A 23,846-nucleotide genomic window follows, 5' to 3' on the forward strand; every position below is an offset into this window, starting at 1 on the left:
GCCATCTGCCACGGCATGATGGCCAAGTGAGTCGTGGCTTGTTGATCCGACCTGTCATGCCACCGGATCTTGACAGCGTCAGTCCGCTCGCGGGTTCTCGGGATCGAGCAGAGGTGCGGCTGAAGGCCGCCGAGCACGGCGAAGAGGGGATGCTGGTGGCTGTCCTGGCATCCAGGATCGTCGGCGCAGAAAGCATCCGGTGGTCCCAGGGCTGCGATCCTCCGAACCCCTGGCTGTACGGGCTTCAGGTTGCGGCGGAATTTCGAGGACAGGGCATCGGCCGTTCCTTGGTGAGGGCCGCCGAAGAGCTCGGCCGACGACACGGCGCGGACCACATGAGTCTGGATGTGGACGTCGACGATGCCAGAGCCATCGCTTTCTACGAGGCACTCGGCTACACCGTGGTACGCCACCATCAGCATCACTGGCGTTCCCTCGACCCGCGTACCGGGGCGGTGATCAACGAAGGCACGGCGCCGACGTTGATCATGCGGCGTCTTCTGCGGTGACCGCCACGGCTGGGATCAGTCCAGCGCCGCGGCCGACCAGTCGGCGAGGAGTTCCAGCACCGGCCGGCGGCCGGCGAACATCGCCGCCTCGTCCCGCTGGTCGTAGGTCTGGCCGGTCGCCCCGCCGGCCCGGTTAAGCATCACCGGCGCGAGCCAGAAGTACTTGGCCGCGCCGGCGATCCGCACGGCGCGGGCGACCAGTGCCGGATCGGCGACCCCACGCAGCCCCTCGACGTACCCGGTCAGCACCGCATCCGCCACGTCGGGCAGGAGCGCCACGTCCACCAGGCCGTCGAAGAAGGTGTCCAACACCAGGTTGGCCGCGTCCTCGCCGATCGGGCCGGGGCCCACGAAGGACCAGTCCAGCAGCACGGGGCCGCCGCCGGCCAGAATCAGGTTGGTCGGCCAGACATCGTGGTGGCAGAGGGTACGCGGCAGCCGGTCCGTGGCAGCCAGCACCGCGTGCCGCCGCTCCCACAGCCGGCGCAGCGTCGTCCGGAGCGACGCCGGCCAGGCCACCACCGCGGCCGGATGGTCCCACGGCACTGGCTCGGTCACCGGGCGGCTCAGCGTGTAGTCGCGCAGCCAGTCCCGGGCCAGCCAGTCGTACCGGGGCAGCTCGGCGGTCCGATCCAGCCAGTCGGCGTGCGCGACGCCGAGCCGGCGGGCGACCTCGCCGAAGTCGCCGATCGTGCCGACTGTCCCCGGCCGTCCGTCCATGTCGGCCAGCCAGAGCGCGACCGTGCCGTCCGGCCGCTCTTCGACCGCCAACACGTCCGGCGCGGCGAGGCCCGCGCCGGCCCATGCGGTGGCGGCCAGTCCGCTGCCGTACGCCTCGACCTCGCGCCGCCAGTAGTTCCAGTGGCCGACGTCGGCGCTCGCCGCCCAGTGCGTCGGGCCGGTGCCGTGCCTGGGTGGCGTGATCAGCTTCAGTACGGCCGGCCGGCCGTTCCGGTGGGTCCGCCAGATGCCGCCGGTCACCCCGTTGAGCGGGTTGTGGGTCAACGGATGGGCCGGCACCTCGGCGGGGACGAGGTCGAGCGGAGGGCGGGTCACCGCGCGCAGCCTACCGGCGATAGGCCACCGGCTGGCTGGACGCGCCAGATCGCGTACCTGGCGGTGTCCGGTGCCCGCAGACACCGCCACCTCGGCGCGCCGGAGTGGATCAACGAGGGGCCGGGCCGACGAGTGGCCGGGTGCGGCGCTGGGCGGGATCCGGGACCGGGAGAAGCCAGGGGCCGGCGAGGAGTCCGACAGCGGCCTGGGCGGCGCCGGCGACCACGAGCGTGGGGCCGGCGCCGGCCAGCCCGATGACGGCCCCGCCGGCGAGTAGCCCGATCGAGACGGCGCCGTCGTGCACCAGGCTCTCCGCGGCGAAGGCGGCCCGCCGTTCCGCCCCGTCGGTGCGGGTGGTGATCAGGCGGTTGAGGGCGGCGATGCCGAGCGGCATGGCGAACCCGCCGACCGCGGCCAGCGCCGCGATCAGCACGAGCGAGGAGGTGACGGCGGGCAGCGCGGCGAAGGTCGCGCCGAGCAGGATCCAGCCGGTCGCCATCGTGGCCAGCGGCGGCAGCCGGGGTACGAGCATCGGCGCGAGCAGCGCGCCGGCGAGCGAGCCCGCGCCGTAGCCGGTCATGCCGGCCGAGACGAGTAGGCCGGGGCGGCCGGTCTCGGCGCCGAGGATCGCCAGCCCGAGGGTGAAGGCGAACCAGGTGAGGCCGCCGACGCCGGCCATGGTCACCGCGCGGCGTACCTCGGGGTGACGGGCCAGCACGTGCCGGAGTGCGGGAGCGCCAGCGGCGACCTCGGCGCGGGGCGCGGCGGTGCCGCGTACGGCCAGTAGCAGGGCGGCACCGAGAGCGACGCCGGCCGCCTCCGCCCAGAGCAGCCGGAACGGCCCGCCGACGGTGATCGCCCACCCAGCCAGCGGCGGCGCCAGGATCATGGTGCTGCGGTGCGCGAAGTCCTGCCAGGCCAGCATCCGGGCGGCGACACCGGGGCCGGCGCCGTCGCAGATGTCGGCGAGCAGCGCCCGCTGCCCCGGCCCGCTCAGCGCGGTGGCCGCCCCGGTGATCAGCCCGGCGGTGGCCAGGTGGAGCGGGCCGACGGCGCCGACCGCCGCGCCGACCGGGACGACGAGCAGCCCGAGCACCTGCACCGCGAGCACCCCGGCGAGGGCCCGTCCCGTGGTGAGCCGCTGCCGCAGACCCCGCGCCCACCAGGGCGAGGTGAGCATCGGCAGCCCGACCGCGCCACCGACCAGCCCGGTGGTCCACGCGGATCCGGTCTCGGCGAGCGCGACGAGAGGCAGCGCGACGGCGGTGGCACGCTGCCCCAACCAGGTCACGAAGGTGGTGGTCAGCATGGCGGCGATGGCGCGGCGTGGGTTCACGATTTCGATCCTGTGGTTCCGGCGGCTCGCACGGTAGCTGGCGAAACGGCATGCCAGCTCATAATCTGTGCCTATGAGCTCCCTACCCACGGTCGATGATCTACGGCTCGTCGAGGCGCTGGCCCGGCACGGCTCCGTGGGCGCGGCGGGCCGCGAGATGCGGATCAGCCAGCCGGCCGCGAGCAACCGGCTGGCGGCGCTGGAGCGGCGGATCGGCGAGCGGCTCTTCGAGCGGGACACCACCGGGGCGCGACCGACCCCGGCCGGGCGGGCGCTGGCGGCGGAGGCGGCCCACGTGCTCGGCCACCTGGAGGCGATCTTCGACCGGACCCGGGCGGCCGCACGCGGCGAGGTGCTGAGCGTCGGCACCTTTTCGAGCCTGGCCGCGTTGCTGTTCCCCGCCCTGGTCGGCCTGCTCGGCGACGTGACCCTGCAGCAGGTCACCGACCACGGTGACCGGCTGGTCGAGTGGGTCGGCGAGGGCTCGCTGGACGCCGCCTTCGTCACCGTCGCCAACCAGCTGCGGCTGCCGGCCACGGCCACCGCGACACCCGTCGCCGGCGACCGGCTCGCCGTGCTCACCCCGCCGGGGGTGCGGCTCGGCACCGGACGTCGGCCGTTCGCCGGCCTCGACGTGGTGGCCCACACGTACGACCCGTCCGCCGACGCGCTGCACCGGCGGCTCTCCGCGCTGGGCGCCCAGCCCAGGCCGGCGGCCACGGGCGAGACCGCGGTACGGATGGGCCGGCTGCTCGACTGCCCGGTGGTCCTGCCGCGCGGGCTCGCCCTCGCCTACGCGGCCCCGGACGAGCAGGTCTCGGCGGCGCCGGTCCCGGGGCGCTTCACCCTCTTCCTGGTCACCCGGCGACCCACGCCGGCCACTCTGGCGACCGTGGTGGACGGGCTGGCCGACCGGCTCGGTCTGGAACGGGCGGGACGGACCTGAAGCAGGTCGACGGTCACGGCCTGGGCAGGTCCGCGCACAGCTTCCTCGGGAAGGCCGGCTGCACGGTGAGCACCCGTCCGCAGCCGGCCTCCGTCGAACTGGCGATCGTGGCCCACCCCTGCTGGCCGGCCCAGCGGAGGAAGTAGCGTCGCACGTTGACCGACGGGTTGCAGCCCGGCCGTGCCTCGGCACCGCATGGCACCGGATCGAACGGCACCGTCATGACCAGCCACGTGCCGTCGCAGCCCTCGGGCGAGCCGACGGAGTGCCGGGACACGTCTATGCCGCGCACCGCGACGTCGATCCAGGCACGGGCACAGTGGTCCGCCGGCATCGGGTCGCAGCCGAACGTCGGGTCGCAGCGGCGGTAGTTCTCTCCATCGCGTTTCCACGGCTCCTGGTTGAGCACGACGATCCGGCCGTCGATCGGCCCAGGCGCGGTCAGTGTCACCTCGCCCGACGTGTGCGTGGGGCAGGCCCCGACCACTCCCGACAGCCGCGAGTCCTGCACCACGTTGGCGTAGATGCGGTTGTTTTCCTCCACGAAGTAGGTGATGCGCGGATCGCGGGAGCAACCATCGGCGTCACCGAGCAGCGCCAGGGTCAGCACGAGCGAACGCGGGTCGTCGCTGACGCGTACCGCGGTGACGTCGGCCTGGTAGGTGCCCCAGCTGGAGCCCTCGGCGGAGCCGGCCGGCGAGGACGCGTCGCCCGGCTTGGCGCAGCTCAGGAGGGCGGCCAGGCACAGCAGGGCGGTGACGAGTCGACGCATGGCAATGAGCATGGCCGGCAGCCGCCCCTGCGCATCCGTATGGATACTCAGTCCGGGTGTCTCAGACGCCGACGCGCTGCTCGGGGATGCAGAGGCCGTAGAGGGCCATCAGTTCGGGGCTGTCGATCCGGCTGCCGTCGGCCACCGAGTCGCAGGAGATGTCGACGATCATGTCCTTGTGCGCCAGCAAGTACGGCCGGGCCCCCACGTCGGCGCTGGCCAGGGTCGCGATCCCGGACCAGTGCCGGCGCCCGAACAGCATCGGGTAGCCGCGCAGCCCGTCGTAGGTGGCGCAGACCAGCACGTCCGGGTACGGCAGGGCGGTCACCCGCCGGACCGCGGCGGTGGTGAGCCCGGGCATGTCCACCGGCACCACCACGACCGCCTCGATCCCCTCGTCGGTCAGCGCGGCCAGCCCGGCCCGGATCGAGGAGCCCACCCCGGTCCCCCAGGCCCGGTTGACCACCACGGTGGCCGAGGTCAGGTCCGTCGTCTGGCGGACCTGGTCAGCCGCCGCGCCGAGCACGACCACGACCTGCTCGCAGCCCGCCTCGCGCATCGTGTCGATCAGCTGGCTCACCAGGGGTTTCTCCCCTTGGTGCAGCAACGCCTCGGGTCCGCCGATCCGACGGCCCCCACCAGCGGCGATGATCATTCCTGCGATCCGGTTCAGCTGTGCCCCCTCGACCAGGGGGACGGAGCGGGGCAGCCGCACCCGGTCCGTCCCGTCGTACGCACACCGGACCAACGAGCGCCGCCGGGAGCGGGTAGCGGGGCAAAACGGAAATTTGTGCGACTATGCCGCGTCGGCGTAGCAGTCGACGATGGACAGGTCGAGCGGGAACCGGACCGGGGTGTCCCCGAACAGCAGCCCGGTGGCCCGGGCGCCCGAGGCGCTGACCGCCGCCGCCACCGCCTCGGCCTGGCCGGCCGGGCAGTGCACGATCACCTCGTCGTGCTGGAAGAAGACCAGTTCGGCCCCGGTGCCGGCGAGCGCGGTGCGGAGCGTGGCCAGCAGCGTGGCGGCCCACTCGGCGGCGGTGGCCTGGATGACGAAGTTGCGGGTGAACCGGCCGCGGGAGCGGGCCGCCCGGGCCCGGGGACCCTGCGGGTCCGCCGCCGCCTCCGGGTCCACCTCCGCCCCGTCGCCGAGGTCCACCGACCCCGGCGGGCAGGTACGCCCCAACCACGACCGCACCAGCCCGCCCGCCTCACCGGTGCGGGCGGCCGCCTCCACGTACCCGAACGCCGTCGGGTAGTTCCGCTTGAGCACGGCGAGTGCGGGCACCGCCGCGCCACCGGTCTGCCCGTACATGGCGCCGAGCAGGGCCACCTTGGCGCGGGCCCGGTCACCGGCGAACGCGTCCCGGGCCAGGGCGGCGTAGAGGTCCCCGGCGCCACCGGCGGCGGCCAGCCGCTCGTCGCCGGAGACCGCCGCGAGCACCCGGGGTTCGAGCTGCCCCGCGTCGGCCACCACGAAGGCCCAGCCCGGATCGGCCACCACCGCGCGGCGGATCACCTTCGGGATCTGCAGGGCACCGCCGCCCCGGGTCGCCCAGCGGCCGGACACCACCCCGCCGGGCACGTACTCGGGATGGAAGCGCCCGCCGGAGACCCAGGCGTCCCGCCACGCCCAGCCGTGCGCCGTCCAGATCCGGTAGAGCTCCTTGTATTCCAGCACCAGCGGCACCGCCGGATGCTCCACCCCGCGCAGCACCCAGGCCCGGGTGTTCGGCAGCTCCACCCCGGCCCGGGCGAACGCCTTCAGCAGCTCGGCCGGGGAGTCAGCGTGCAGCTGACGCACGCCGAACGCGTCGGCGATCCGGGCGGCCAACTCGGCCAGCCGGCGGGGCGGCCCGCCGACCGGTGACGCCTCACCGAGCAGGTCGGCGAGGATCATGTCGTGTACGTCGGCGCGCCACGGCAGGCCGGCCGCCCCCATCTCGGCGGCGATCAGCGCACCGGCCGACTCGGCGGCGACCAGCAGCCGGAACCGGCCGGGGTGCGCGGTGGCCGCGATCCGGTCGAGCTGGTCCGCGTACACCCGGGTCAACGCCTCGATGTCCGGGCCTGGCGGGCCGGACGGCGGGTCGAACAGCGCGCCCTGGCCGTGACCGGGCGGCTCCGCCGGGCGGGGCGCCGGGTCGGGCGGCACCGGCGCGCCGGTCAGCCGGGCCCAGGCGGCGGCGAGCGAGCGGGGCTCGCCCCAGCGGCCGGCGTGCCCGAGCAGCAGCGCCTCGGTGAGCTCGACGTCGTGGCAGCGGTCCAGCCGTACGCCGGCGCGCAGCAGCGCCGGGTAGAGCGGGACGCCGGTGGCCCACACCCAGCGGGGGCGCTCGGCGGCCTCCCGGGCGGCCATCGCGGCGGCCAGGTCGGCGACCGGCTCGGCCGGGCCCGCGGGTCGGCCGGCCGGGTCGAGGGGTTGCCACACTCCCCCGCCCCTCTCGTCCGACACCACCGCCACCAGCACGGATGCGATTCTGCCTCGCCCGTCCGACACTCGTCCGCGCCGGATGACGAACGCCCTCCGTCACGGAACGAGTGGCCGTCCCGCCTCGAATGGCCACTCGTCCCGTGAATCTGCGCCCTCGCCGGGCGGGGGTTACTTGCCGACGCCGGCGGTGAGGCCGGACTGGACCTGGCGCTGGAAGACGATGTACACGATCAGCACCGGGAGCGTGGCCATGGTGACGCCGGCGAACAGCCCGGACCAGTCGGACCGGTAGCCCTGGTTGACCGACAGTTCGATCAGCCCCTGGGAGATCACCTGGTGCTTCGGCTCGCCCGACAGCGACTGCATGAGCAGGGTCGGCAGGTACCACTGGTTCCACTGGCCGAGCACGTTGAAGATGCCGATGCTGATCAGGCCCGGCTTGGCCATCGGCAGCATCACGCTGAAGAAGGTCCGGGTGTGTGAGGCCCCGTCGACCATGGCCGCCTCGGCGATCGAGTCGGGCAGCGTCCGGAAGAACGAGTGCATGAAGAAGATCGTGAACGACAGAGACCAGGCGATGTAGACCACGATCAGCATGAGGTGCTTGTTGGGCCCGAGGAGCGGGAAGGTGACGCCCATGTTGTAGACGCCCTTGAACAGCGGCACCGCGGCCAGGTAGACCGGCAGGGTCAGCCCGGACAGGAACATGTAGTAGATCAGCCGGTTGCCGCGGAACTCGTAGCGGGCCAGCGCGTACGCGGCCATCGAGCCGAGCAGCATGGTCAGGGTGACGCTGCCGGCCAGCACCAGCACCGTGTTGAGGAAGAACGACCCGAGGTGCCCGCCGAGCCAGGCGCGGGAGAAGTTGTCCCAGTGCAGCTTGCTCGGGATGAGGGAGAGCGGCTCGCGGATGACCTCCGAGTCGCCCTTGAACGCCGACATCACCACCCACAGCAGCGGATAGATCACCATCAGGGCCCAGACCACCAGGAACAGGTGGGAGAAGCCGTTGAAGATCCGAGCACCCACGCCTGCCCGTGGGGCTCGCGCCCGCCGTACGGGCGCCGGGCGGGACGGGCTGGCCTGGTCGGCCTGGCCGAGACCGTGTGTCGCCGTGCTCATCGTCGCGCCTCCTTCAGAACTCGATACGTTCACGACGGGTGATCCTCAGCTGCACCGCGGCGAGCAGGATCGTGAAGATGGCCAGCGCGACACCCATCGCGCAGGCGTAGCCGTACTGGCCCTTCTGGAACGCGGTGAAGTTGAGCACCGACGCGAAGATCTCGCTGGCGTGGTTCGGGCCGCCCTGGCTCGGGGTCATGACGAAGACCAACGCGTACATGTCCAGCGCGATGAAACCCAGGTAGACCCAGGCCACCGAGACGGTGTCCCGCAGCAGCGGCAGGGTGACCCGGAAGAAGGTGTGGAAGCGCCCGGCGCCGTCGAGGATCGCCGCCTCGTAGATCTCCTTCGGAATCGACTGCATCGCCGCGGAGAAGAGCACCATGTAGAAACCGGCCCCACTCCACACCGCGATGAACAGCAGCCACCACAGCACCGCCGGCACGCCGAGGAAGGGCTCCGGATCGGCGGTGAACGCGATCGGGTTGTCCGCGTCGACCAGCCCGATCTTGATGAGCAGGCCGTTGATCAGGCCCTGACCGTCGGTGCGGTAGATCTGCTGCCACATGACGGCGATGAGCACCAGCGACAGCACCTGCGGGAAGAAGAAGACGATCTTGTAGAACCCGGAGCCGAACACCCCGCGGATGCCGGCCCTGTCCTCGCGTCCGCCCACGTTGAGCAGGAACGCGAGGAACAGGGCCAGCGCGATGGTGAACAGCGGCACGGTGACCAGGAAGAAGACGTTGTGCCAGAACGCCTTCCGGATCAGCTCGTCGGAGAGCAGCCGGACGTAGTTGTCCAACCCGACGAAGTGCTGGGAATCCGAGTACCCGCCCCAGTCGGTCAGCGAGTATCCCGCCGCCTGCACGAACGGCCACACCACGTAGAACAGGTACAGCGCGACGGGCAGGGCCAGGAAGCCCGTGACGAAGCGCGCGACTCCGTGCCGCATTGGACTCACTTCCTCGAACGGATCAGGCGGTGCGGGTCTGCTTCTTGATCGACGAGTCCTTGGCGACCTTGTCGGCAGCCGCCTGCATCTTGTCGACGAACTGCTGCGCGGTGAGCCGGCCAGCCATCAGCTCCTCGGAGAGGTTCTGGCTCTCCTTGTCCAGGTCGGCGTAGAAGTCCTGGAACTTGACCGAGATGAGCTCGCTGCCGCCGTTCTTCATGAGGTTGTTCGAGCTGGAGAGCGCCGAGTCCTGCACGTTGTCGCCGGAGCCCTTGGTGGAGGCCAGCGACTTGGTCAGCTCGGCGAACTTCGCCGAACCCGCCTTGGACAGGATCGCCCGCAGGAACTCCTTCGCGGCCTCCTTGTTCGGGGCCTTGCTCGGCACGACGAAGCCCTCGCCGGAGGCGGCGAACACGTCCTTCGCCGCCTTGTCGCCCGGGTTGGACCAGTAGTCGGAGAGCGTCAGCTCGAAGCCCGGCGGGATGGTGGCGGCCATCTCGTTCTTCAGCCAGGTGCCGACCTGGATGAATGCCGCCTTGCCGTCGAGCCACGCCTGCTGCGACTGGGTGTGGTCGAGCTTGCCGGGCAGGAGCAGCTTGTCCTTGACCAGCTTCTCCCACGGCTCCAGCGCCTTGAGGACGCCGTCGGCCTTCCAGGCGTTGTCCTTCAGGTTGTCGATGTCGACGACCACCTGCTTGCCGGCGGACTTCCAGATGCTCGCCATCAGCGCCCAGCGCGGGTAGTAACCGTGCACCGCGTCGTGGACGTACGGCGCCATGCCCTTGGCCTTGATCTTCGGCGCGAGCGCGAAGAACTCGTCCCAGGTCGTGGGTGCCTGCCAGCCCTCCTTCTTGAACAGGGCCGCGTTGTACCAGTTGCCCCAGACCGTGTAGGCGACGTTCACGACGTAGAACTTGCCGTTCTGGGTGCCGTCGCCCACCGTGCCCGGCAGCAGCGAGTCGGCGACGGTGCCCTCACTGTCCCAGGCGGGCGCGGCGAGCAGGTCGTCGAGCGGCTCGATGGCACCCTCGTTGATGAGCGTGCTGCGGTCCATCATGTCCGCACCCGAGTTCATGACCAGGTCGCTCGGCTGCGTGGCCATCTTCGGCTGCTCTTCGGTCTTGATCTTCTGGGTGGAAGACATGTTGACCGTGATGTTCGGGTGCTTGGCGTTGAAGATGACCTTGTCTTCCTTCGCCCACTGGTCACCGAGGCCACCGTTGAAGATGACCACCTTGACCGCGCTGCCGTCCTTGACACCGAACGGGTTGTGCTTGCTTTTGGCCGCGCCGCCGGTGTCGTCGGACTTCTTCGGCTCGCTGCCGGCGCAGGCGCTGAGCAGCCCCATCGCCGGGGTGGCGAGGAGGCCGGCCGCGGCGGCCCGGCGAAGCAGGGTCCGGCGGCTGAGGTCGCCGAGGTTTTCGGGGGTAACCGACATCTCTGTCTCTCCTTGTGGTCGGGTCAGGCGGTCCGCCGGAGGCGCCCGGCGTACCGCGACTCGAGGGCGAGGTTGTGCTCGTCCCCACCGGGGACGTTGGCGGAGAGGTAGATAGGGGGTACCTCCCCGGCCTGGTGGAACCGTCGTACGACCTCGGCGGTCAGCAGCTGCGCCAGCAGCGCCGCGGTGACCGACGAGACCGCACAGACCGCGCCGCCGCCCTCGAGCGGCAGCAGTGCGTCGCCGTACGGCGCGCCGTTGTCCAGCACGACGTCGGCGAGGTCGGCGAGCCGGTGCCCGGACGGATGTCGCGGGGCGACCCGTGCCGTGTGCTCGACCGAGGTGACCGCGATCAGCGGGTGGCCGTGCGCCCGGACCAGCGTCGCCAACTCGACGACCGAGCCGTTGATGCCGGACTGGGAGGCGACCACGAACACGTCCCCGGGCTGCGGCGCCGCCAGGGCGTAGAGCTGGTGCGCCACGGCCGGGTCGCGTTCCAGCTTGGGGTCGGCGAGCACGTCGCGGGGCGCGCCGCCGTGCAGCACGAGGTCGTGCAGGGAGAGTCGGTTGGTGGGCACCAGCCCGCCGGCCCGGGCCACCAGCTCGGCGGCGAACGCCTCGGAGTGGCCGGCGCCGAAGGCCTGCAGCACCCCGCCGGCGCGCAGCCCGGCGGCGATCAGGTCGGCGGCCCGGTCCACCGCCTCCGCCTGCGTGTCGACCAGCCGGTCGAGCACCGGGCGGACGGCGTCCGCGTACCGCTGGGCGCTGATCATGAGGTGGCCCCCTTCGCGGACTTGTGCCCGTCGACGGCCTGCGCGGTACGCCGGAAGGCCGCGTGGGCGCGGTCGTGGGTGCGCTGCGCCACGGCGATGTACAGCAGATCGAGCACGACGAGCTGGGGGTGCCGGGCGGAGAGCGCGTCCGGCCGGAAGGTGGTGGCCTGGCTGGCGGTGACCAGCACGATGTCGGCGAGCTCGGCCAGCGGCGAGCGCGGGAAGCCGGTCAGCGCGATCGTGGTGGCGCCTCGACTGCCGGCCTCGGCGAGCATCTCGATGGTCTCCCGGGTCTGCCCGGTGTGCGAGATGCCCAGCGCCACGTCGCCGACGCCGAGCAGCGCGGCGCTGGCCAGCCCCTCGTGCACGTCGCTCCAGGCCCAGGCGGCCACCCCGATGCGGTGCAGGCTGAACTGCATCTCCTCGCCCACCAGCGCGCTGCCGCTGGCGCCGAAGATGTTCACTCGGCTCGCCCCGGCGATGGCCACCGCCGCCTTCTCCACCTCGGCGAGGTCGAGCAGTGCGGCGGTGTCGTGCATGGCGCGGGTGTCGGCGGCCATGATCTGGTCGAGGACCCGGGACAGCGGGTCGCTGGGCTGGATCTCCCGGCCGATGTCGACTGTCCAGCCGGCCGAACGCGCCCGGCCGGTCTCCGCGGCGATGCCGAGCCGCAGGTCGGCGTAGCCCTCGAAGCCCATCGCCCGGCAGAACCGGGTGATGGTCGCCGGTGAGGTGCCGCTGCGCTCGGCCAATTCCACGATGGTGGCCCGGGCCGCCGCCTCCGGGTCGCTGAGCACGTGCTCGGCGACCCGGCGCAACGCTCCCGTCAGCTCCCCGGCCCCGGCCCGGACCCTGGCCAGCACGCCGTCGGAGGAGACCGCCACCGCACCCCGCCGGTCGACCGCGTCGGCGTCGACCACCGCGGTCCCCGCGGGGGTGTTCACCTCGTGATCAACCATGGGACGCCTTTCGGAAAAGAGTGTTAACTGTTAGTGGTAAAAGTTCTTACTGAGGACCCCTCCGTGTCAAGGCCGTGGGCGAAGTTTTCAAACTGTTACCCGGCGCACAGCCGCCGACAGAGCGGTGGATCTTGCCTCGGGGGGGCCGGGCAGACCAGCATGAAGGGCCACAACGCCCGAGCGCAGGGAGGCCCATCCGATGTCCGACACCGTCGTGGTCGGCCTCGACGTCGGGGGTACGTCCACCCGCGCCGCCGCCGTCAGCCTCGACGGCATACGACTCGGCACCGGCCGAGCCGGCGGCGGCAACCCCACCAGCCACGGCGCCGATCGGGCCGCCGTCGAACTGCTCGCCGCGCTACGCGCCGCGCTCGCCGACGTCGACCCAACCCGGGTACGCGCCGGCGTCATCGGGCTGGCCGGGGCCGGCCGGATCCTCGCCGACCCGGGGGGACGGGCCGCCTTCGACCGGGCCTGGTCCGACGCGGGCCTGCGCTGCCCCTACGCCGTGCACGGCGACGCGCTCGTCGCGTACGCCTCGGGCACTGCGGCCCCGGACGGCACGGTGCTCATCGCCGGCACCGGCGCGATCGCCGCCCAGGTACGCGACCTGCGCCTGGACCGCACCGCCGACGGGCACGGCTGGCTGCTCGGCGACGCCGGCTCGGGGTTCTGGCTGGGCCGGGAGGCAGTGCGGCGGCTGCTGTCCGACCTGGACCGCGCCGACCTGCCAGGCGAACTGGCCCGCCGCGTGCTCGCCGAGCTGACCGGCTCGACCGAGGTGGCGACCCGGCCGCGGGCGACCGCCGAGGCCGTCGTGCAGGCGGTCACCCGGCGACCGCCGGTGGAACTGGCCCGGCTCGCGCCGCTGGTGGTGACCGCGGCCCGGGCAGGCGAGGCGACCGCCCAGGCGCTGATCGGCGAGGCCGCCATGCTGCTCGCGGAGAACGTCGCCCGGATCCGGCCGCCCGGCGCGGCCGACCCGGTGGTGCTCGGCGGCGGGCTGCTCACCGGGGACACCCCGCTCGCCGCCGCGGTCCGCGCCGAGCTGGCCCGCCGGTGGCCGGACGCGCCGCTGCACCCGGCCGGCGACGGGGCGGCAGCCGCGGCCTGGCTCGCCGCCCGCGACCTGCCCGAGGTCACCGACCCGGCAGCCCTGCACGCCCTCCTGGTCCCGGCAACCGCCTGACGCCCGCCCGCCGGCCGGTTCCTCGCCCACCCAGCCTGAGCACCCCGCGCCCCCGCGCCCCCCGCCGAGCGCCGAGCGCCGAGCGCCGAGCGCCGAGCGCCGAGCGCCGAGCGCCGAGCGCCGAGCGCCGAGCGCCGAGCGCCGAGCGCCGAGCGCCGAGCGCCGAGCGCCGAGCGCCGAGCGCCGAGGAACCATAACCCCGGCCCACCTGTGGACCTGACATCACCAACGACTCACGACCGACAGGCCCAACACCCGACCCGTGGGACCGCGCAGCCGGCGACGGGTCAGGCCACCTGAGTCGTTGCCGCTATCAGCTCCAAAGCACCCCAACGAACCATCACCGCCACCCACGACGAGACGACCCAGCCCCACCTACAAACTTGATGACGCAGACGACTCAGCACCGGACGCCGGCACCAATCACCACCCACCCCGACCCGAATCATTCGCGTCATCAAGTTCGTAGCGCCCGAAGGAGACCCGCGGCCGCCGGCGACGCGAAGGCTCGCCGCGGCGCGAAGGCCGGCGACCACGACCCGCCCGCCGCTGCGGCACACCCGGACCACCTCGGACGCGGCCTGATCCGGCTCGGCCACGTGGTGCGGGGTGCGAAAGCCCGCCGCCGTGTCGGCTCCGCCGGGCGCGAAAGCCCGCCGGGGCGCGAAGGCCCGGCGAGTGGGCAGGCCCGGCGGGCGGATAGGCGGAAGTCAGGGCAGGGCGGTGAGGGTCTGCTCGAGGCGGCGCCAGACGTGACTGCGCCAGCCGCCGTCGAGCAGGGTGAAGGTGCGCCGCTGCACCGGGTCGTCCGGGTCGAAGCCGGCGTGCTCCAGGAACAGCCGGGTGCCCCGTCCCTCGGGCACCAGGGTCCAGCTGACCACGGTGTCCAGGCGGCCACCGCGCCAGGCCCAGCGCAGTCGGCGCGGCTCGTCCAACTCCAGCACCTCGCAGTGGATCACACCGTCGAACCCCTGACCGGGGCGCGGGTTGGTGCGGAAGCTGAACCGGTGCCCCGGGACGGGCCGGAAGTCGTTCGGCATGAGCCAGCGGGCCAGCAGATCAGAATCGGTCAGCGCCCGCCAGACCTTGGCCGGCGGGTGGGGCAGGAACTGGTCGAGGGCGATCGCCGTCGACTCACTCATCGGGCAGCCCGTCCAACACCTCGCGCAGGTCGGCCAGGCGGGCCCGCCAGAACCGCTCGTACGGGCCGAGCCAGTCGGCCACCTGGCGCAGCGGCTCGGGTCGCAGCGCGTAGAACCGCTGCCGGCCGACGGGCTGTTCGGTCACCAGCCCGGCGTCCTTGAGCACGCGCAGGTGCTCGGAGAGGCTGGGCCGGCGCATCTCGAAGTGGTCGGCGAGCCGCTGCACCGGCTGTTCGCCCCGTTCGAGCAGCAGCCGGAGTACCTCGCGCCGGGTGGGGTTGGCCAGCGCGGCGAAGACGTCCCCCTCAGACACGGGTCGCCTGGAGCACGATGCCGTTGCCGTCCGGGTCGTCGAACGTGACGTACCGGCCCCACGGCGCGGTCTGGATGCCGCCGTCGGCGAACACCACGCCCCGCTCCCGCAGTCGAGCCACGTCGGCGTCGAGGTCGTCGGTCTCCAGCACCAGGCCCTTGAGCGAGCCGGGAGGCATGGTCGGGAACCAGGTGACCAGGGTCAGCGCGGTCGCCGCGCCCTTCGGGGCGACCTGGACCCAGCGACCGCCGGGCCCCATCGGGTTGTCCCAGACGAGGTCGAAGCCAAGGACGTCGACGTAGAAGTCTCGGGCGCGGTCCTGGTCGCTGACGGGTACGGAGACGAGCTGCACATGGGTCACGGTCATGCCATCACAATAGGTAGGAGATTTCCTACCGGTCAAATCGAGCGTGGGCCGGTCGACCGACGTCGACCGGCCCCGCTCCGCGTCCGTCAGGCGGTTGGGTAGCCCGGATGCCCCTGCGGCTGCCCGTGGTGCCCCTGGGGCTGGCCGTACTGGCCCTGCGGGATCTGGTGGCCGGGCTGCGCCGGGTGACCCGGCTGCGGGGCCTGGCCGTAGTGGCCCTGGCCCGGCTGGGCCTGGCCCCACGCGGCGGGCTGAGCCTGCGGGGCCTGCCCATACGGGGCCGGCTGGGCCTGCGGGGCCTGGCCGTACGGGGCCGGCTGACCGTAAGGGGCAGCCTGGCCCTGCGGAGCCGGCCAGCCCTGCGCCGGCTGGCCGGGCCCGACCGGCTGGCCGTAGCCGGGCTGGGCCGCGCCGGCGAACTGGTGCGCCGCTGCCTGCTCGCGGGCCTCCTTGCGCGCCTTGAACGCCCGGACGATCAGCAGGATCGGCAGGATAAAGACGTAGAAGAAGATCCGGTACGTCCCGCCCTCGAAGAGGAACATCAGGTAGAAGCCGTAGCCGAACATGGCCAGGCCGACGACGACGTTGAGGATCCGGGATCCGGTGGACTGCTCGCGGATCGCCAGGCCCAAGACGATCATCGCGATGCCGCCGAGCAGCAGCAGCAAGTCATAGATGAGGAAGAACATCTGATTCCTGTCAATCGGTGAAGATGCCGGCCCACCATAGGGGAGTCGTCACTGGCCCCGCTGCCCCGTTGCCTGTGGCAACCGCCACCTCATTTGAGCTGGCCAGCGGTGAGGCCCGCCTGGATCTGCCGCTGGAACGCCGCGTAGACCACCAGCACCGGCAGTGTGGCGATGGTCAGACCGGCGAACAGGCCGCTGTAGTCGCCCTGATAGCCCTGGCTGACCGCGAGTGCCGTGAGGCCCTGGGCCAGGACGTACTTCGAGTCGTCGCCCTGCATGAGCACCTGCGGCAGGATGAACTGGTTCCAGTGGCTCAGGAAGTTGAAGATCGCCACGCTGATCAGTCCCGGACGCGCCATCGGCAGCATCACCCGGAAGAACAGCCGGAAATGGCCGCACCCGTCGATCAGGGCCGCCTCCGCGACCGCGGTCGGCAGGGTGCGGAAGAACGCGGTCAGGAAGAACACCGTGAACGGCAGCGAGTACGCCGCGTACACCAGCATGAGGCCGGGCCAGGTGCCGAGCAGACCGGCGTTGCGGACAACGAAGAAGAGCGGGACGAGGGCGAGGAAGACCGGGAACATCATGCCGCCGACGAACAGGTAGTAGGCGACCTGACGGCCCCGGAACTCGTAGCGCGCGAAGACGTACGCCGCGGTCGCGCCGAGCAGCATCGTCAGCGTGAGCGAACCCGCCACCACGATGGCGCTGTTGAGGAAGTACCGGCCGATGTGCGCCTCGGTCCAGGCCCGGGCCCAGTTGTCCAGGCGCAGCGCGCCGGGCAGCCCCCACGGGTCGGAGAGGATCTCGCCGTCGCTCTTGAACGAGCTGAGGAACATCCACAGCAGCGGCAGCACGGTCAGCGCGCCCCAGACCAGCAGGAAGCCGTGCGACGCGACTTTCACCACGCCCAGCTCGCGGCGGGCCGGCGCCGGGTCGTGGCGGGTCGGGCCCGGCTCCGCGCCCGTCGTGGTGGGCCTGTCCAGGGTGGTCATGAGTACTCGATCCTCTCGCGCCGGGCGGCCCGCAGCGCCAGCACCGCCACCGTGAGGGTCAGGAAGAACATCACCACGCCGATTGCCGAGGCGTACCCGAACTTGCTCTCGCTGCCGAACGCGGTCTCGTACATCCGCAGCCCGATGACGTCGGAGGAGAAGTTCGGCCCCCCGTTCGTCATCAGCTGGACGAGGATGAAGCCGTCCAGCGCCGCGATGGCCAGGTAGATCCAGGCGACCTGCACGGTGTCCCAGAGCAGCGGGATGGTGATCCGGCGCAGCGTGACCCACCGGGACGCGCCGTCGAGCAGGACCGCCTCGTAGATGTCGCGCGGGATGGCGGACATCGCCGCGCCGAAGAGCACCACGTAGAAGCCGACGTTGCTCCACACCATCACGGCGAGTACGCACCAGAAGGCGGTGCGCGGATCGCCGAGCCAGGTCGGCGCGGGCAGGCCGACGGCGCGTAGCAAGCCGTTGAGCAGGCCGTTGTTCGGGTGGTAGATCTCCCGCCAGAGCAGCGCGATGATCACTACTGAGAGCACCTGCGGGAAGAAGTAGACCAGCCGGTAGAAGGCTGATCCGCGGACTCCGGTCACGCCGGCCCGGTCGCCGCGACCGCCCATCGACAGCATGGTGGCGAAGAACAGGCCGAGGCCGATGGTCAGCACCGGCACCACGGCGAGCAGGATGGCGTTGTTGCCGATCGCGTTCCACACCCGGTCGTCATGCAGCATCGCCCGGAAGTTGGCGAGACCGACCGGGTCGGCCTGCGCCGAGTAGCCCAGCCAGCTCGTCGTCGAGATCTGGAACGCCTGCAGGTACGGCGAGATCACGAACAGGACGTAGAGCGCCAGCGGCGGCAGCAGGAACGTGATGATCAGCGGGTACTTGCCATGTCGCACGAGGGGGATCCTCCTCCAACCGGCCAGGGAGGTGGGGGCGGGCCGACGCCCACCCCCACCGGCTGGCTACGCGGCCCGCTTGTACTTCTTGATCGAGCTGTCCTGGGCGATCGAGTCGGCGCCCTTCTGGCACTGGTCGAGGAACTCGGCCGGGCCGATCCGCCCGCTGAAGAACTCACCGCACGCCGCGTCGACGAGCTCGCGCTCCAGCTTGCGGTAGAAGTTGTTGTAGACCCAGTTGAAGCCGTTGGAGCCGGAGGCCTCCAGCGCCTTCGACACCGTGCTCAGGCCGAACGGCAGCTCGACGCCCTCGGTGGCGCCGGCGACCACGGGCAGGCTGGAGACCTTCTTGGTGAAGTCCTGGGCGCCCTTCTTGGAGAGCATCACCCGCATGTACTCCAAGCCGCCGGCGACGTTCTTGGCCTTGGCCGGGACGATGAACGGCTCGCCCGCGGTGCCCCGGATCGCCTCGAACGGCAGCTTGTCGCCGGTGCTCAGGCTGGGCGTGGGCACCACGGTCATGTTGAAGCCGGCCGGGGTGACCTTCGCCTGCTCGTTCTCCAGCCAGGAGCCGCAGGAGATGAAGGCGGCCTTGCCCTGGCACCAGGCCGTCTGGGACTGGATGTGGTCCAGGCCCGACGAGCCGTCCAGGATGTACTTGTCCTTGACGATCTGGTGCCACGCGTCGGCGGCCGCCTTCATCGCGTCGGACTTCCACGCGTTCGGCTCGAGGTTGTCGATCGCCATCGCCACCGACGGTCCGCCGAACTTGATCGCCGTGGAGATCAGCGGCCAGCTCATGTAGCGGGGGTGCTTGCCCGCGTACGTCCACGGCGCGATGCCGGCGGCCTTGATCTGCTTGCAAAGCGCGATGTGCTCTTCCCAGGTCTTCCCGTACTGCCAGTTGCGCTCGGTGAAGAGCTTGGTGGAGTACCAGATGCCGTACGCGGTGTACGTGTAGTTGAGGACGAGGAACTTGCCGTCGTACGAGCCGACCTCGACGGTGCCGGGCAGCAGCGTGTCGCGCACCTTCTTGCCGGGGATGTCGAGGCTCGGGGCGTCGAGCAGTTCGCCCAGGTCGGCGATGGCGCCCTGGGACACCAGGCCGTTGGGGTCGATCTGGCCGGCGCCGGAGTTGTTCACCACGTCCGGCGGGTTGCCGTCGACGAAGCGCGGTTGCAGGGTCTTGTTGATCTCCTGCGTCGCCGAGTGCTTGATCTCCGCCTTGGGGTACTTCTCCTTGTACATGGCCTCGTGGGCCTTGGCGTACTCCTCGCCGAAGCCGCCGTTGAAGATCACCACCTCGAGCGGGGCGGCCTCCTTGACGCCGAGCGGGTTCTGGGCGCTCTTGGTGCCCTGGTAGCCGGTGTCCTTCTTGTTGTTGTCGTCGCCGCCGGAGGTGGCGCAGCCGGCGAGCAGGCCGGCGGCGGGGGTGGCCAACAGGCCGGCGGCGGCGGTGCGCTGCAGGATCTCACGCCTGTTCATCGCATCTCCTCGGTTCGGGTACGGGGGGCGGCCCGCCGGGAATGGGGGACGGCGGCCGCGACGGCGAGGCACGGTGGGGTTACACGTTGCTTGTCTTCAGTTCATTCCGTATTGCTGAAGAATTTCTACGACAGTGGGGCGCGGACCACAAGACCCGACGACCGAACCGTTATCACCCCGAGAAAACATCGGCTGGCATAGCCTGGGCCCATGCGCCGCCTGCGGCAGCTCGCCGAGCGCACGCCGGCCGGGCGGGAGCGCTACGTCGACCTGCTCCGGGCGCTCGCCATCACCCTGGTCGTCCTCGGCCACTGGACCATCGCCGTGATCGGGCACGACCAGGCCGGCCGGCCCACCGGGCACTCCGCGCTCGGCGACCTCCCCTGGGCCTGGCCGCTGACCTGGGTGGTCCAGGTGATGCCGGTCTTCTTCCTGGTCGGTGGTTACGCCAACGCCGCCGCGCTGACGTCCTGGCGGTCCCGGGGCGGGGACGCCACCGGCTGGCTGGTCGACCGCAGCAGCCGATTGATCCGGCCCACCACCGCGCTGCTGGTGGTGCTGGCCGCCGGCGCGGCGGTGGCCCGGCTGCGCGGCGCCGACGCCGCCGAGATCCGCACGGTGGTCTGGTTCGCCACCATCCCGCTCTGGTTCCTCGTCGCCTACCTGGTGGTGGTCCCGCTGACCCCCGTCATGTACGCGGTGCACCGCCGCCTCGGCCTGGTCGTACCGCTGGTGCTGGTCGGGCTGGTCGCGCTCGGCGATCTGGGCCGGATCCTCGGCCCGGCCGACCTGGCCACCGGGAACTACCTCTTCGGCTGGCTGGCCGTCCACCAGCTCGGCTTCGCCTGGTACGACGCCCGACGCCCGAACCCCCCAGCACCGGAACGAGGCAGGGAGGACCCGCCCGGACTGCGCCGGCGACGGCTGCCCACCTCGCGGCGCGCCGGGGCGGTGCTGGTGCTCGTGGGGCTGGTCGCGCTGCTGCTGTTGACCCGCGTCGGGCCGTACCCGGTATCGATGCTGAACGTGCCGGGCGAGCGGCTGGACAACACCGCCCCGCCGAGCGTGGCGCTGCTCGCGGCAGCCACCGCGCAACTCGGGTTGATCCTGCTGCTGCAGAATCCCGCCCGACGGTGGCTGCGCCGCCCCGGCCCCTGGCAGGCGGTGATCGCGGTCAACGCGGTGGTGCTGACCGTCTTCCTCTGGCACCTGACCGCCACCATCCTGCTGGTCGGCCTGCTGGACACCCTGGGGGTGCTGCCCACCCCGCAGGTCGCCACGGCGGCCTGGTGGGCCTGGCGGGTGCCCTGGCTGCTCGCCCTGGCCGTGGTGCTGGCCGCGCTGGTCGCCGTATTCGGCCCGATCGAGGCCCGCACCCGCCGGCACGGCCGGGCGAGCACCGGCGGACCGGTCCGGACCGCGCTGGTCGCGGTGGGCTACGCGGGCCCGGTCGCCGGGCTGCTGATCAACAGCCTCACCGGCAAGACCGCGCCCGAGCCGCTGGGGCTGCCCGCCCCGGCGCTGGCGGCGTACCTGGCCGGGGCGGGGGTGCTGCGACTGCTCAGGTCTGAGTGGGGAAGCCGAGGTTGACCCCGCCGTGCCGGGGGTCGAGCCAGCGGCTGGTGACCACCTTGCCCCGGGTGAAGAAGGCCACCCCCTCGGCGCCGTGCGCGTGCAGGTCACCGAAGAGCGACGCCTTCCAGCCACCGAACGAGTAGTACGCCATCGGCACCGGGATGGGGACGTTGATGCCGACCATGCCGACCTCCACCTCGTGCTGGTACCGCCGGGCGGCCCCGCCGTCGTTGGTGAAGATCGCCGTGCCGTTGCCGTACGGGTTGGCGTTCACCAGGTCGACCGCCTCGTCGTACGAGCCGACCCGGACGACGCTGAGCACCGGGCCGAAGATCTCGTCGGTGTAGATCGACATGTCCGGGGTGACGTGGTCGAAGAGGGTCGGACCGAGCCAGAACCCGCCCGCGTCGCCGTCCGGGCTGACGTTCCGCCCGTCCACCACCGGCACCGCGCCGGCCGCGATCCCGGACTCCACGTAGGACCGGACCCGCTCGGCGTGCGCGGCGGTGACCAGCGGACCCATGTCGCAGCCGCGCCGGCCGTCCCCGGTACGCAGCCGGGCCATCCGCTCGGCGATCTTCGCGACCAGGGCGTCCGCCACCGGCTCCACGGCGACCAGGGCGGAGATCGCCATGCACCGCTCCCCCGCCGAGCCGAAGCCGGCGTTGACCGCCGCGTCGGCGGCCAGGTCGAGGTCGGCGTCGGGGAGCACCACCATGTGGTTCTTCGCCCCGCCCAGCGCCTGCACCCGCTTGCCGGCCAGCGCGGCGCGCTGGTGCACGTACCGGGCGACGGGGGTGGAGCCGACGAAGGACACCGCCTTCACCCCCGGGTGGTCGAGCAGGGCGTCGACCGCCTCCTTGTCGCCGTTGACCACGTTGAGCACGCCGTCGGGCAGGCCCGCCTCGCTGAACCACTCCGCCAGGAGCAGCGCCGCGCTCGGGTCCTTCTCGCTGGGCTTGAGCACCACCGCGTTGCCGCAGGCGACGGCGACCGGGACGAACCAGAGCGGCACCATCGCCGGGAAGTTGAACGGCGAGATCACCGCCACCACCCCCAGCGGCTGGCGCAGGCTGTACGAGTCGACCTCGGTGGAGACGTTCTCGCTGAAGCCGCCGCGCAGGGCCGACGGGATGCCGCAGGCGTACTCGATGACCTCCAGGCCCCGCTGCACCTCGCCGGCGGCGTCCGCGAGCACCTTGCCGTGCTCGGCGGTGATCACCTCGGCGAGCCGGTCGCGCCGGGCGTGGACCAGCTCGCGGAAGGCGAACAGCACCGCCGTCCGCTTGGAGAGCGACGCGTCCCGCCAGGCCCGCGCGGCCCGCTCGGCCGCCTCCACCGCGCCCGCCACATCCGCCGCGGAGGCCAGCGCCACCCGCCCGGTACGCCGGCCGGTGGCCGGGTCGAAGACGTCCCCGCGCCGCTCCGAGTCACCGACGACCCGCTTGCCGTCGACGAAATGCCCGATCGTGTTCACGCCGCCACCTCCGCCGCCACGCAGGAACGGATCGCGTCGACCAGGATCGCCAGGCCCTCCCGGGCCTCGTCCTCGGTCAGCGTCAGCGGCGGACCCATCCGCACCACGTTGCCGTAGAGGCCGCCCTTGCCGACCAGAAGGCCCCCGGCGCGGCACGCCTCGAAGACCCGGGCGGTGAGCGCCGGGTCGGGTTCGCTGGTGCCCGGGCGGACGAACTCGACGCCCAGCATCAGGCCCTTGCCGCGTACCTCCGCGACGCAGTCGAGATCGGCCACCGCGGCGCGCAGGCCGTCGCCGAGGATCGCGCCCACCCGCTCCGCGTTGGCCTGCAGGTCGTGATCCAGCAGATAGTCGAGGACCGCGTTGCCGGCCGCGGTGGAGATCGGGTTGCCGCCGAAGGTGGAGAAACTGATCGCCGGCACCGACTCCAGCACGTCGGCCCGGCCGACCACGCCGGCCAGGGCGAAGCCGTTGCCGATGCCCTTGGCGAAGGTGAGCAGGTCCGGGGTGACGCCGTGCGCCTGGTAGCCCCAGAAGTGCTCGCCGGTCCGTCCCCAGCCGGTCTGCACCTCGTCGCTGATCAGCAGGATGCCGTGCTCGTCGAGCACCTTCTTCCAGCCCGCGAAGAGCCCGTCCGGGCCGTGCACGAACCCGCCGACGCCCTGGATCGGCTCGGCGATCAGGCAGGCCACGTCGCCGGAGGTCTGGGTGGCGAGCACCTCGCGCAGGTCCTCCACCGCGGCGTCGATCCGGTCGGACTCGTCGAGCCGGGCCAGCAGACCGCGCAGCCGCTCACCGGAGTGCAGCCAGGCCACCTGCAGGGGGTTGAGCGCACTCGCCGACCAGCTGCGGTTGCCGGTCACGCCCATGGCCGCGTACGACCGGCCGTGGTAGCTGTTGCGTACCGCGAGGATCTGGTGCGAGCGGCGGTGGTTGGTGGCGACCAGCAGCGCCGCCTCGTTCGCCTCGGTGCCCGAGTTGGTGAAGAAGACCCGCGCGTCGGGGATGCCGGAGATTCGGGCGATCTTCTCGGCCAGCTCCACCTGCTGCCGAATCAGGTAGAGGGTCGAGCTGTGCACGATGCCGGTGCGCAGCTGCCGCTCGACCGCGTCCCGGATCTCGGGGATGTCGTAGCCGATCATGTTGGTCAGCACCCCGCCGAAGAAGTCCAGGTAGCTGCGTCCCTGGGCGTCGGTCACCCGGCGGCCGGAGCCGGAGACCAGCTCGATCGGTTCGGCGTAGTAGAGCGGCATCCAGGACGGGAGCACGGCCCGGTGCCGGGCCAGCAGATCGTCGGAGGTCATCGTCGCACCCTTCAGCGGCGGTTGGTCCTCGCACGCTCTCACCGCCGGATGAGGGGGACAACTGTCACTGTGTAGCGCAGCGGCCCCGGCCGCCTGACACCGCGT

23 protein-coding genes are annotated in these 23,846 nt (G+C 72.0%); 4 read left to right on the forward strand and 19 right to left on the reverse strand.

From position 1 onward, the window contains the following. The first annotated feature begins 113 nt into the window (after positions 1-113). A complete protein-coding gene (locus FXF52_RS27785; RefSeq protein WP_187413737.1) occupies positions 114-509 on the forward strand; it encodes an N-acetyltransferase in 396 nt (131 codons plus the stop codon). Positions 510-524: 15 nt separating this feature from the next. Here FXF52_RS27785 and FXF52_RS27790 read toward each other — a convergent pair whose 3' ends face one another. Beyond that, positions 525-1,565, reverse strand: a complete 1,041-nt coding sequence (locus FXF52_RS27790; protein WP_148801290.1) for a phosphotransferase — start codon at positions 1,563-1,565, stop codon at positions 525-527. A 109-nt stretch (positions 1,566-1,674) separates the two neighbouring features. Then, a complete protein-coding gene (locus tag FXF52_RS27795; RefSeq protein ID WP_148801314.1) occupies positions 1,675-2,874 on the reverse strand; it encodes an MFS transporter in 1,200 nt (399 codons plus the stop codon). Between the two features lie 100 nt (positions 2,875-2,974). On the opposite strand from FXF52_RS27795, the gene FXF52_RS27800 reads away from it, so the two are divergent. Further along, the gene (locus FXF52_RS27800; protein ID WP_148801291.1) at positions 2,975-3,847 is read left to right on the forward strand and encodes a LysR family transcriptional regulator; all 873 of its coding nucleotides are present in this window, start codon (positions 2,975-2,977) and stop codon (positions 3,845-3,847) included. A gap of 13 nt (positions 3,848-3,860) precedes the next feature. Here FXF52_RS27800 and FXF52_RS27805 read toward each other — a convergent pair whose 3' ends face one another. The 8 genes from FXF52_RS27805 to FXF52_RS27840 form a co-directional block, all read right to left on the reverse strand. Beyond that, positions 3,861-4,619: a hypothetical protein gene (locus tag FXF52_RS27805; protein WP_148801292.1), complete on the reverse strand. Its 759-nt coding sequence runs from the start codon at positions 4,617-4,619 to the stop codon at positions 3,861-3,863. 61 nt (positions 4,620-4,680) lie between these two features. Beyond that, positions 4,681-5,274: an NTP transferase domain-containing protein gene (locus tag FXF52_RS27810; RefSeq protein ID WP_148801315.1), complete on the reverse strand. Its 594-nt coding sequence runs from the start codon at positions 5,272-5,274 to the stop codon at positions 4,681-4,683. A 141-nt stretch (positions 5,275-5,415) separates the two neighbouring features. Next, positions 5,416-7,119: a bifunctional 3'-5' exonuclease/DNA polymerase gene (locus FXF52_RS27815; protein ID WP_148801293.1), complete on the reverse strand. Its 1,704-nt coding sequence runs from the start codon at positions 7,117-7,119 to the stop codon at positions 5,416-5,418. A gap of 102 nt (positions 7,120-7,221) precedes the next feature. Further along, complete coding sequence (locus FXF52_RS27820) at positions 7,222-8,025, reverse strand: carbohydrate ABC transporter permease (protein WP_255472413.1); 804 nt, start codon at positions 8,023-8,025, stop codon at positions 7,222-7,224. A gap of 163 nt (positions 8,026-8,188) precedes the next feature. Further along, on the reverse strand, positions 8,189-9,130 hold the full coding sequence (locus FXF52_RS27825) for a carbohydrate ABC transporter permease (protein WP_148801295.1): 942 nt from the start codon (positions 9,128-9,130) through the stop codon (positions 8,189-8,191). A 22-nt stretch (positions 9,131-9,152) separates the two neighbouring features. Further along, positions 9,153-10,568, reverse strand: a complete 1,416-nt coding sequence (gene ngcE / locus FXF52_RS27830; RefSeq protein WP_148801296.1) for an N-acetylglucosamine/diacetylchitobiose ABC transporter substrate-binding protein — start codon at positions 10,566-10,568, stop codon at positions 9,153-9,155. A 23-nt stretch (positions 10,569-10,591) separates the two neighbouring features. Beyond that, positions 10,592-11,341: an SIS domain-containing protein gene (locus tag FXF52_RS27835; protein WP_148801297.1), complete on the reverse strand. Its 750-nt coding sequence runs from the start codon at positions 11,339-11,341 to the stop codon at positions 10,592-10,594. Then, complete coding sequence (locus FXF52_RS27840) at positions 11,338-12,300, reverse strand: MurR/RpiR family transcriptional regulator (protein WP_148801298.1); 963 nt, start codon at positions 12,298-12,300, stop codon at positions 11,338-11,340. Before FXF52_RS27840 ends, FXF52_RS27835 begins: the two co-directional genes overlap by 4 nt. A 199-nt stretch (positions 12,301-12,499) precedes the next feature. Between FXF52_RS27840 and FXF52_RS27845 the strand changes: the two genes are divergently transcribed. After that, entirely contained in the window at positions 12,500-13,489 is a 990-nt protein-coding gene (locus FXF52_RS27845; protein WP_148801299.1) for an N-acetylglucosamine kinase, read from the forward strand. A gap of 710 nt (positions 13,490-14,199) precedes the next feature. On the opposite strand, the gene FXF52_RS27850 is transcribed toward FXF52_RS27845, so the two are convergent. The 7 genes from FXF52_RS27850 to ngcE (FXF52_RS27880) all read right to left on the reverse strand — a co-directional run bounded on the left by FXF52_RS27850 (position 14,200) and on the right by ngcE (FXF52_RS27880) (position 19,385). Further along, on the reverse strand, positions 14,200-14,631 hold the full coding sequence (locus FXF52_RS27850) for an SRPBCC domain-containing protein (RefSeq protein ID WP_148801300.1): 432 nt from the start codon (positions 14,629-14,631) through the stop codon (positions 14,200-14,202). Then, entirely contained in the window at positions 14,624-14,944 is a 321-nt protein-coding gene (locus tag FXF52_RS27855; protein ID WP_148801301.1) for a helix-turn-helix transcriptional regulator, read from the reverse strand. Before FXF52_RS27855 ends, FXF52_RS27850 begins: the two co-directional genes overlap by 8 nt. After that, entirely contained in the window at positions 14,937-15,311 is a 375-nt protein-coding gene (locus tag FXF52_RS27860) for a glyoxalase superfamily protein (RefSeq protein ID WP_148801302.1), read from the reverse strand. Before FXF52_RS27860 ends, FXF52_RS27855 begins: the two co-directional genes overlap by 8 nt. An 86-nt stretch (positions 15,312-15,397) precedes the next feature. Next, complete coding sequence (locus FXF52_RS27865; RefSeq protein WP_148801303.1) at positions 15,398-16,000, reverse strand: hypothetical protein; 603 nt, start codon at positions 15,998-16,000, stop codon at positions 15,398-15,400. 89 nt (positions 16,001-16,089) lie between these two features. Further along, positions 16,090-16,995, reverse strand: coding sequence for a carbohydrate ABC transporter permease (locus tag FXF52_RS27870; RefSeq protein ID WP_148801304.1), 906 nt, complete (start codon positions 16,993-16,995; stop codon positions 16,090-16,092). Beyond that, complete coding sequence (locus FXF52_RS27875) at positions 16,992-17,900, reverse strand: carbohydrate ABC transporter permease (protein ID WP_148801305.1); 909 nt, start codon at positions 17,898-17,900, stop codon at positions 16,992-16,994. The genes FXF52_RS27870 and FXF52_RS27875 overlap by 4 nt, the downstream gene beginning before the upstream one ends. 66 nt (positions 17,901-17,966) lie before the next feature. Then, a complete protein-coding gene (ngcE, locus tag FXF52_RS27880) occupies positions 17,967-19,385 on the reverse strand; it encodes an N-acetylglucosamine/diacetylchitobiose ABC transporter substrate-binding protein (RefSeq protein WP_148801306.1) in 1,419 nt (472 codons plus the stop codon). Between the two features lie 210 nt (positions 19,386-19,595). On the opposite strand from ngcE (FXF52_RS27880), the gene FXF52_RS27885 reads away from it, so the two are divergent. Beyond that, a complete protein-coding gene (locus tag FXF52_RS27885) occupies positions 19,596-20,975 on the forward strand; it encodes an acyltransferase (RefSeq protein WP_148801307.1) in 1,380 nt (459 codons plus the stop codon). On the opposite strand, the gene FXF52_RS27890 is transcribed toward FXF52_RS27885, so the two are convergent. Together FXF52_RS27890 and FXF52_RS27895 are read right to left on the reverse strand one after the other, a co-directional pair. Then, the gene (locus FXF52_RS27890) at positions 20,947-22,437 is read right to left on the reverse strand and encodes a CoA-acylating methylmalonate-semialdehyde dehydrogenase (RefSeq protein WP_148801308.1); all 1,491 of its coding nucleotides are present in this window, start codon (positions 22,435-22,437) and stop codon (positions 20,947-20,949) included. The genes FXF52_RS27885 and FXF52_RS27890 overlap by 29 nt on opposite strands. Further along, complete coding sequence (locus FXF52_RS27895; protein ID WP_148801309.1) at positions 22,434-23,741, reverse strand: aspartate aminotransferase family protein; 1,308 nt, start codon at positions 23,739-23,741, stop codon at positions 22,434-22,436. The genes FXF52_RS27890 and FXF52_RS27895 overlap by 4 nt, the downstream gene beginning before the upstream one ends. Positions 23,742-23,846: the final 105 nt, after the last annotated feature.

The sequence above is a fragment of the Micromonospora sp. MP36 genome, from assembly GCF_008119785.1.
Lineage (GTDB): Bacteria > Actinomycetota > Actinomycetes > Mycobacteriales > Micromonosporaceae > Micromonospora.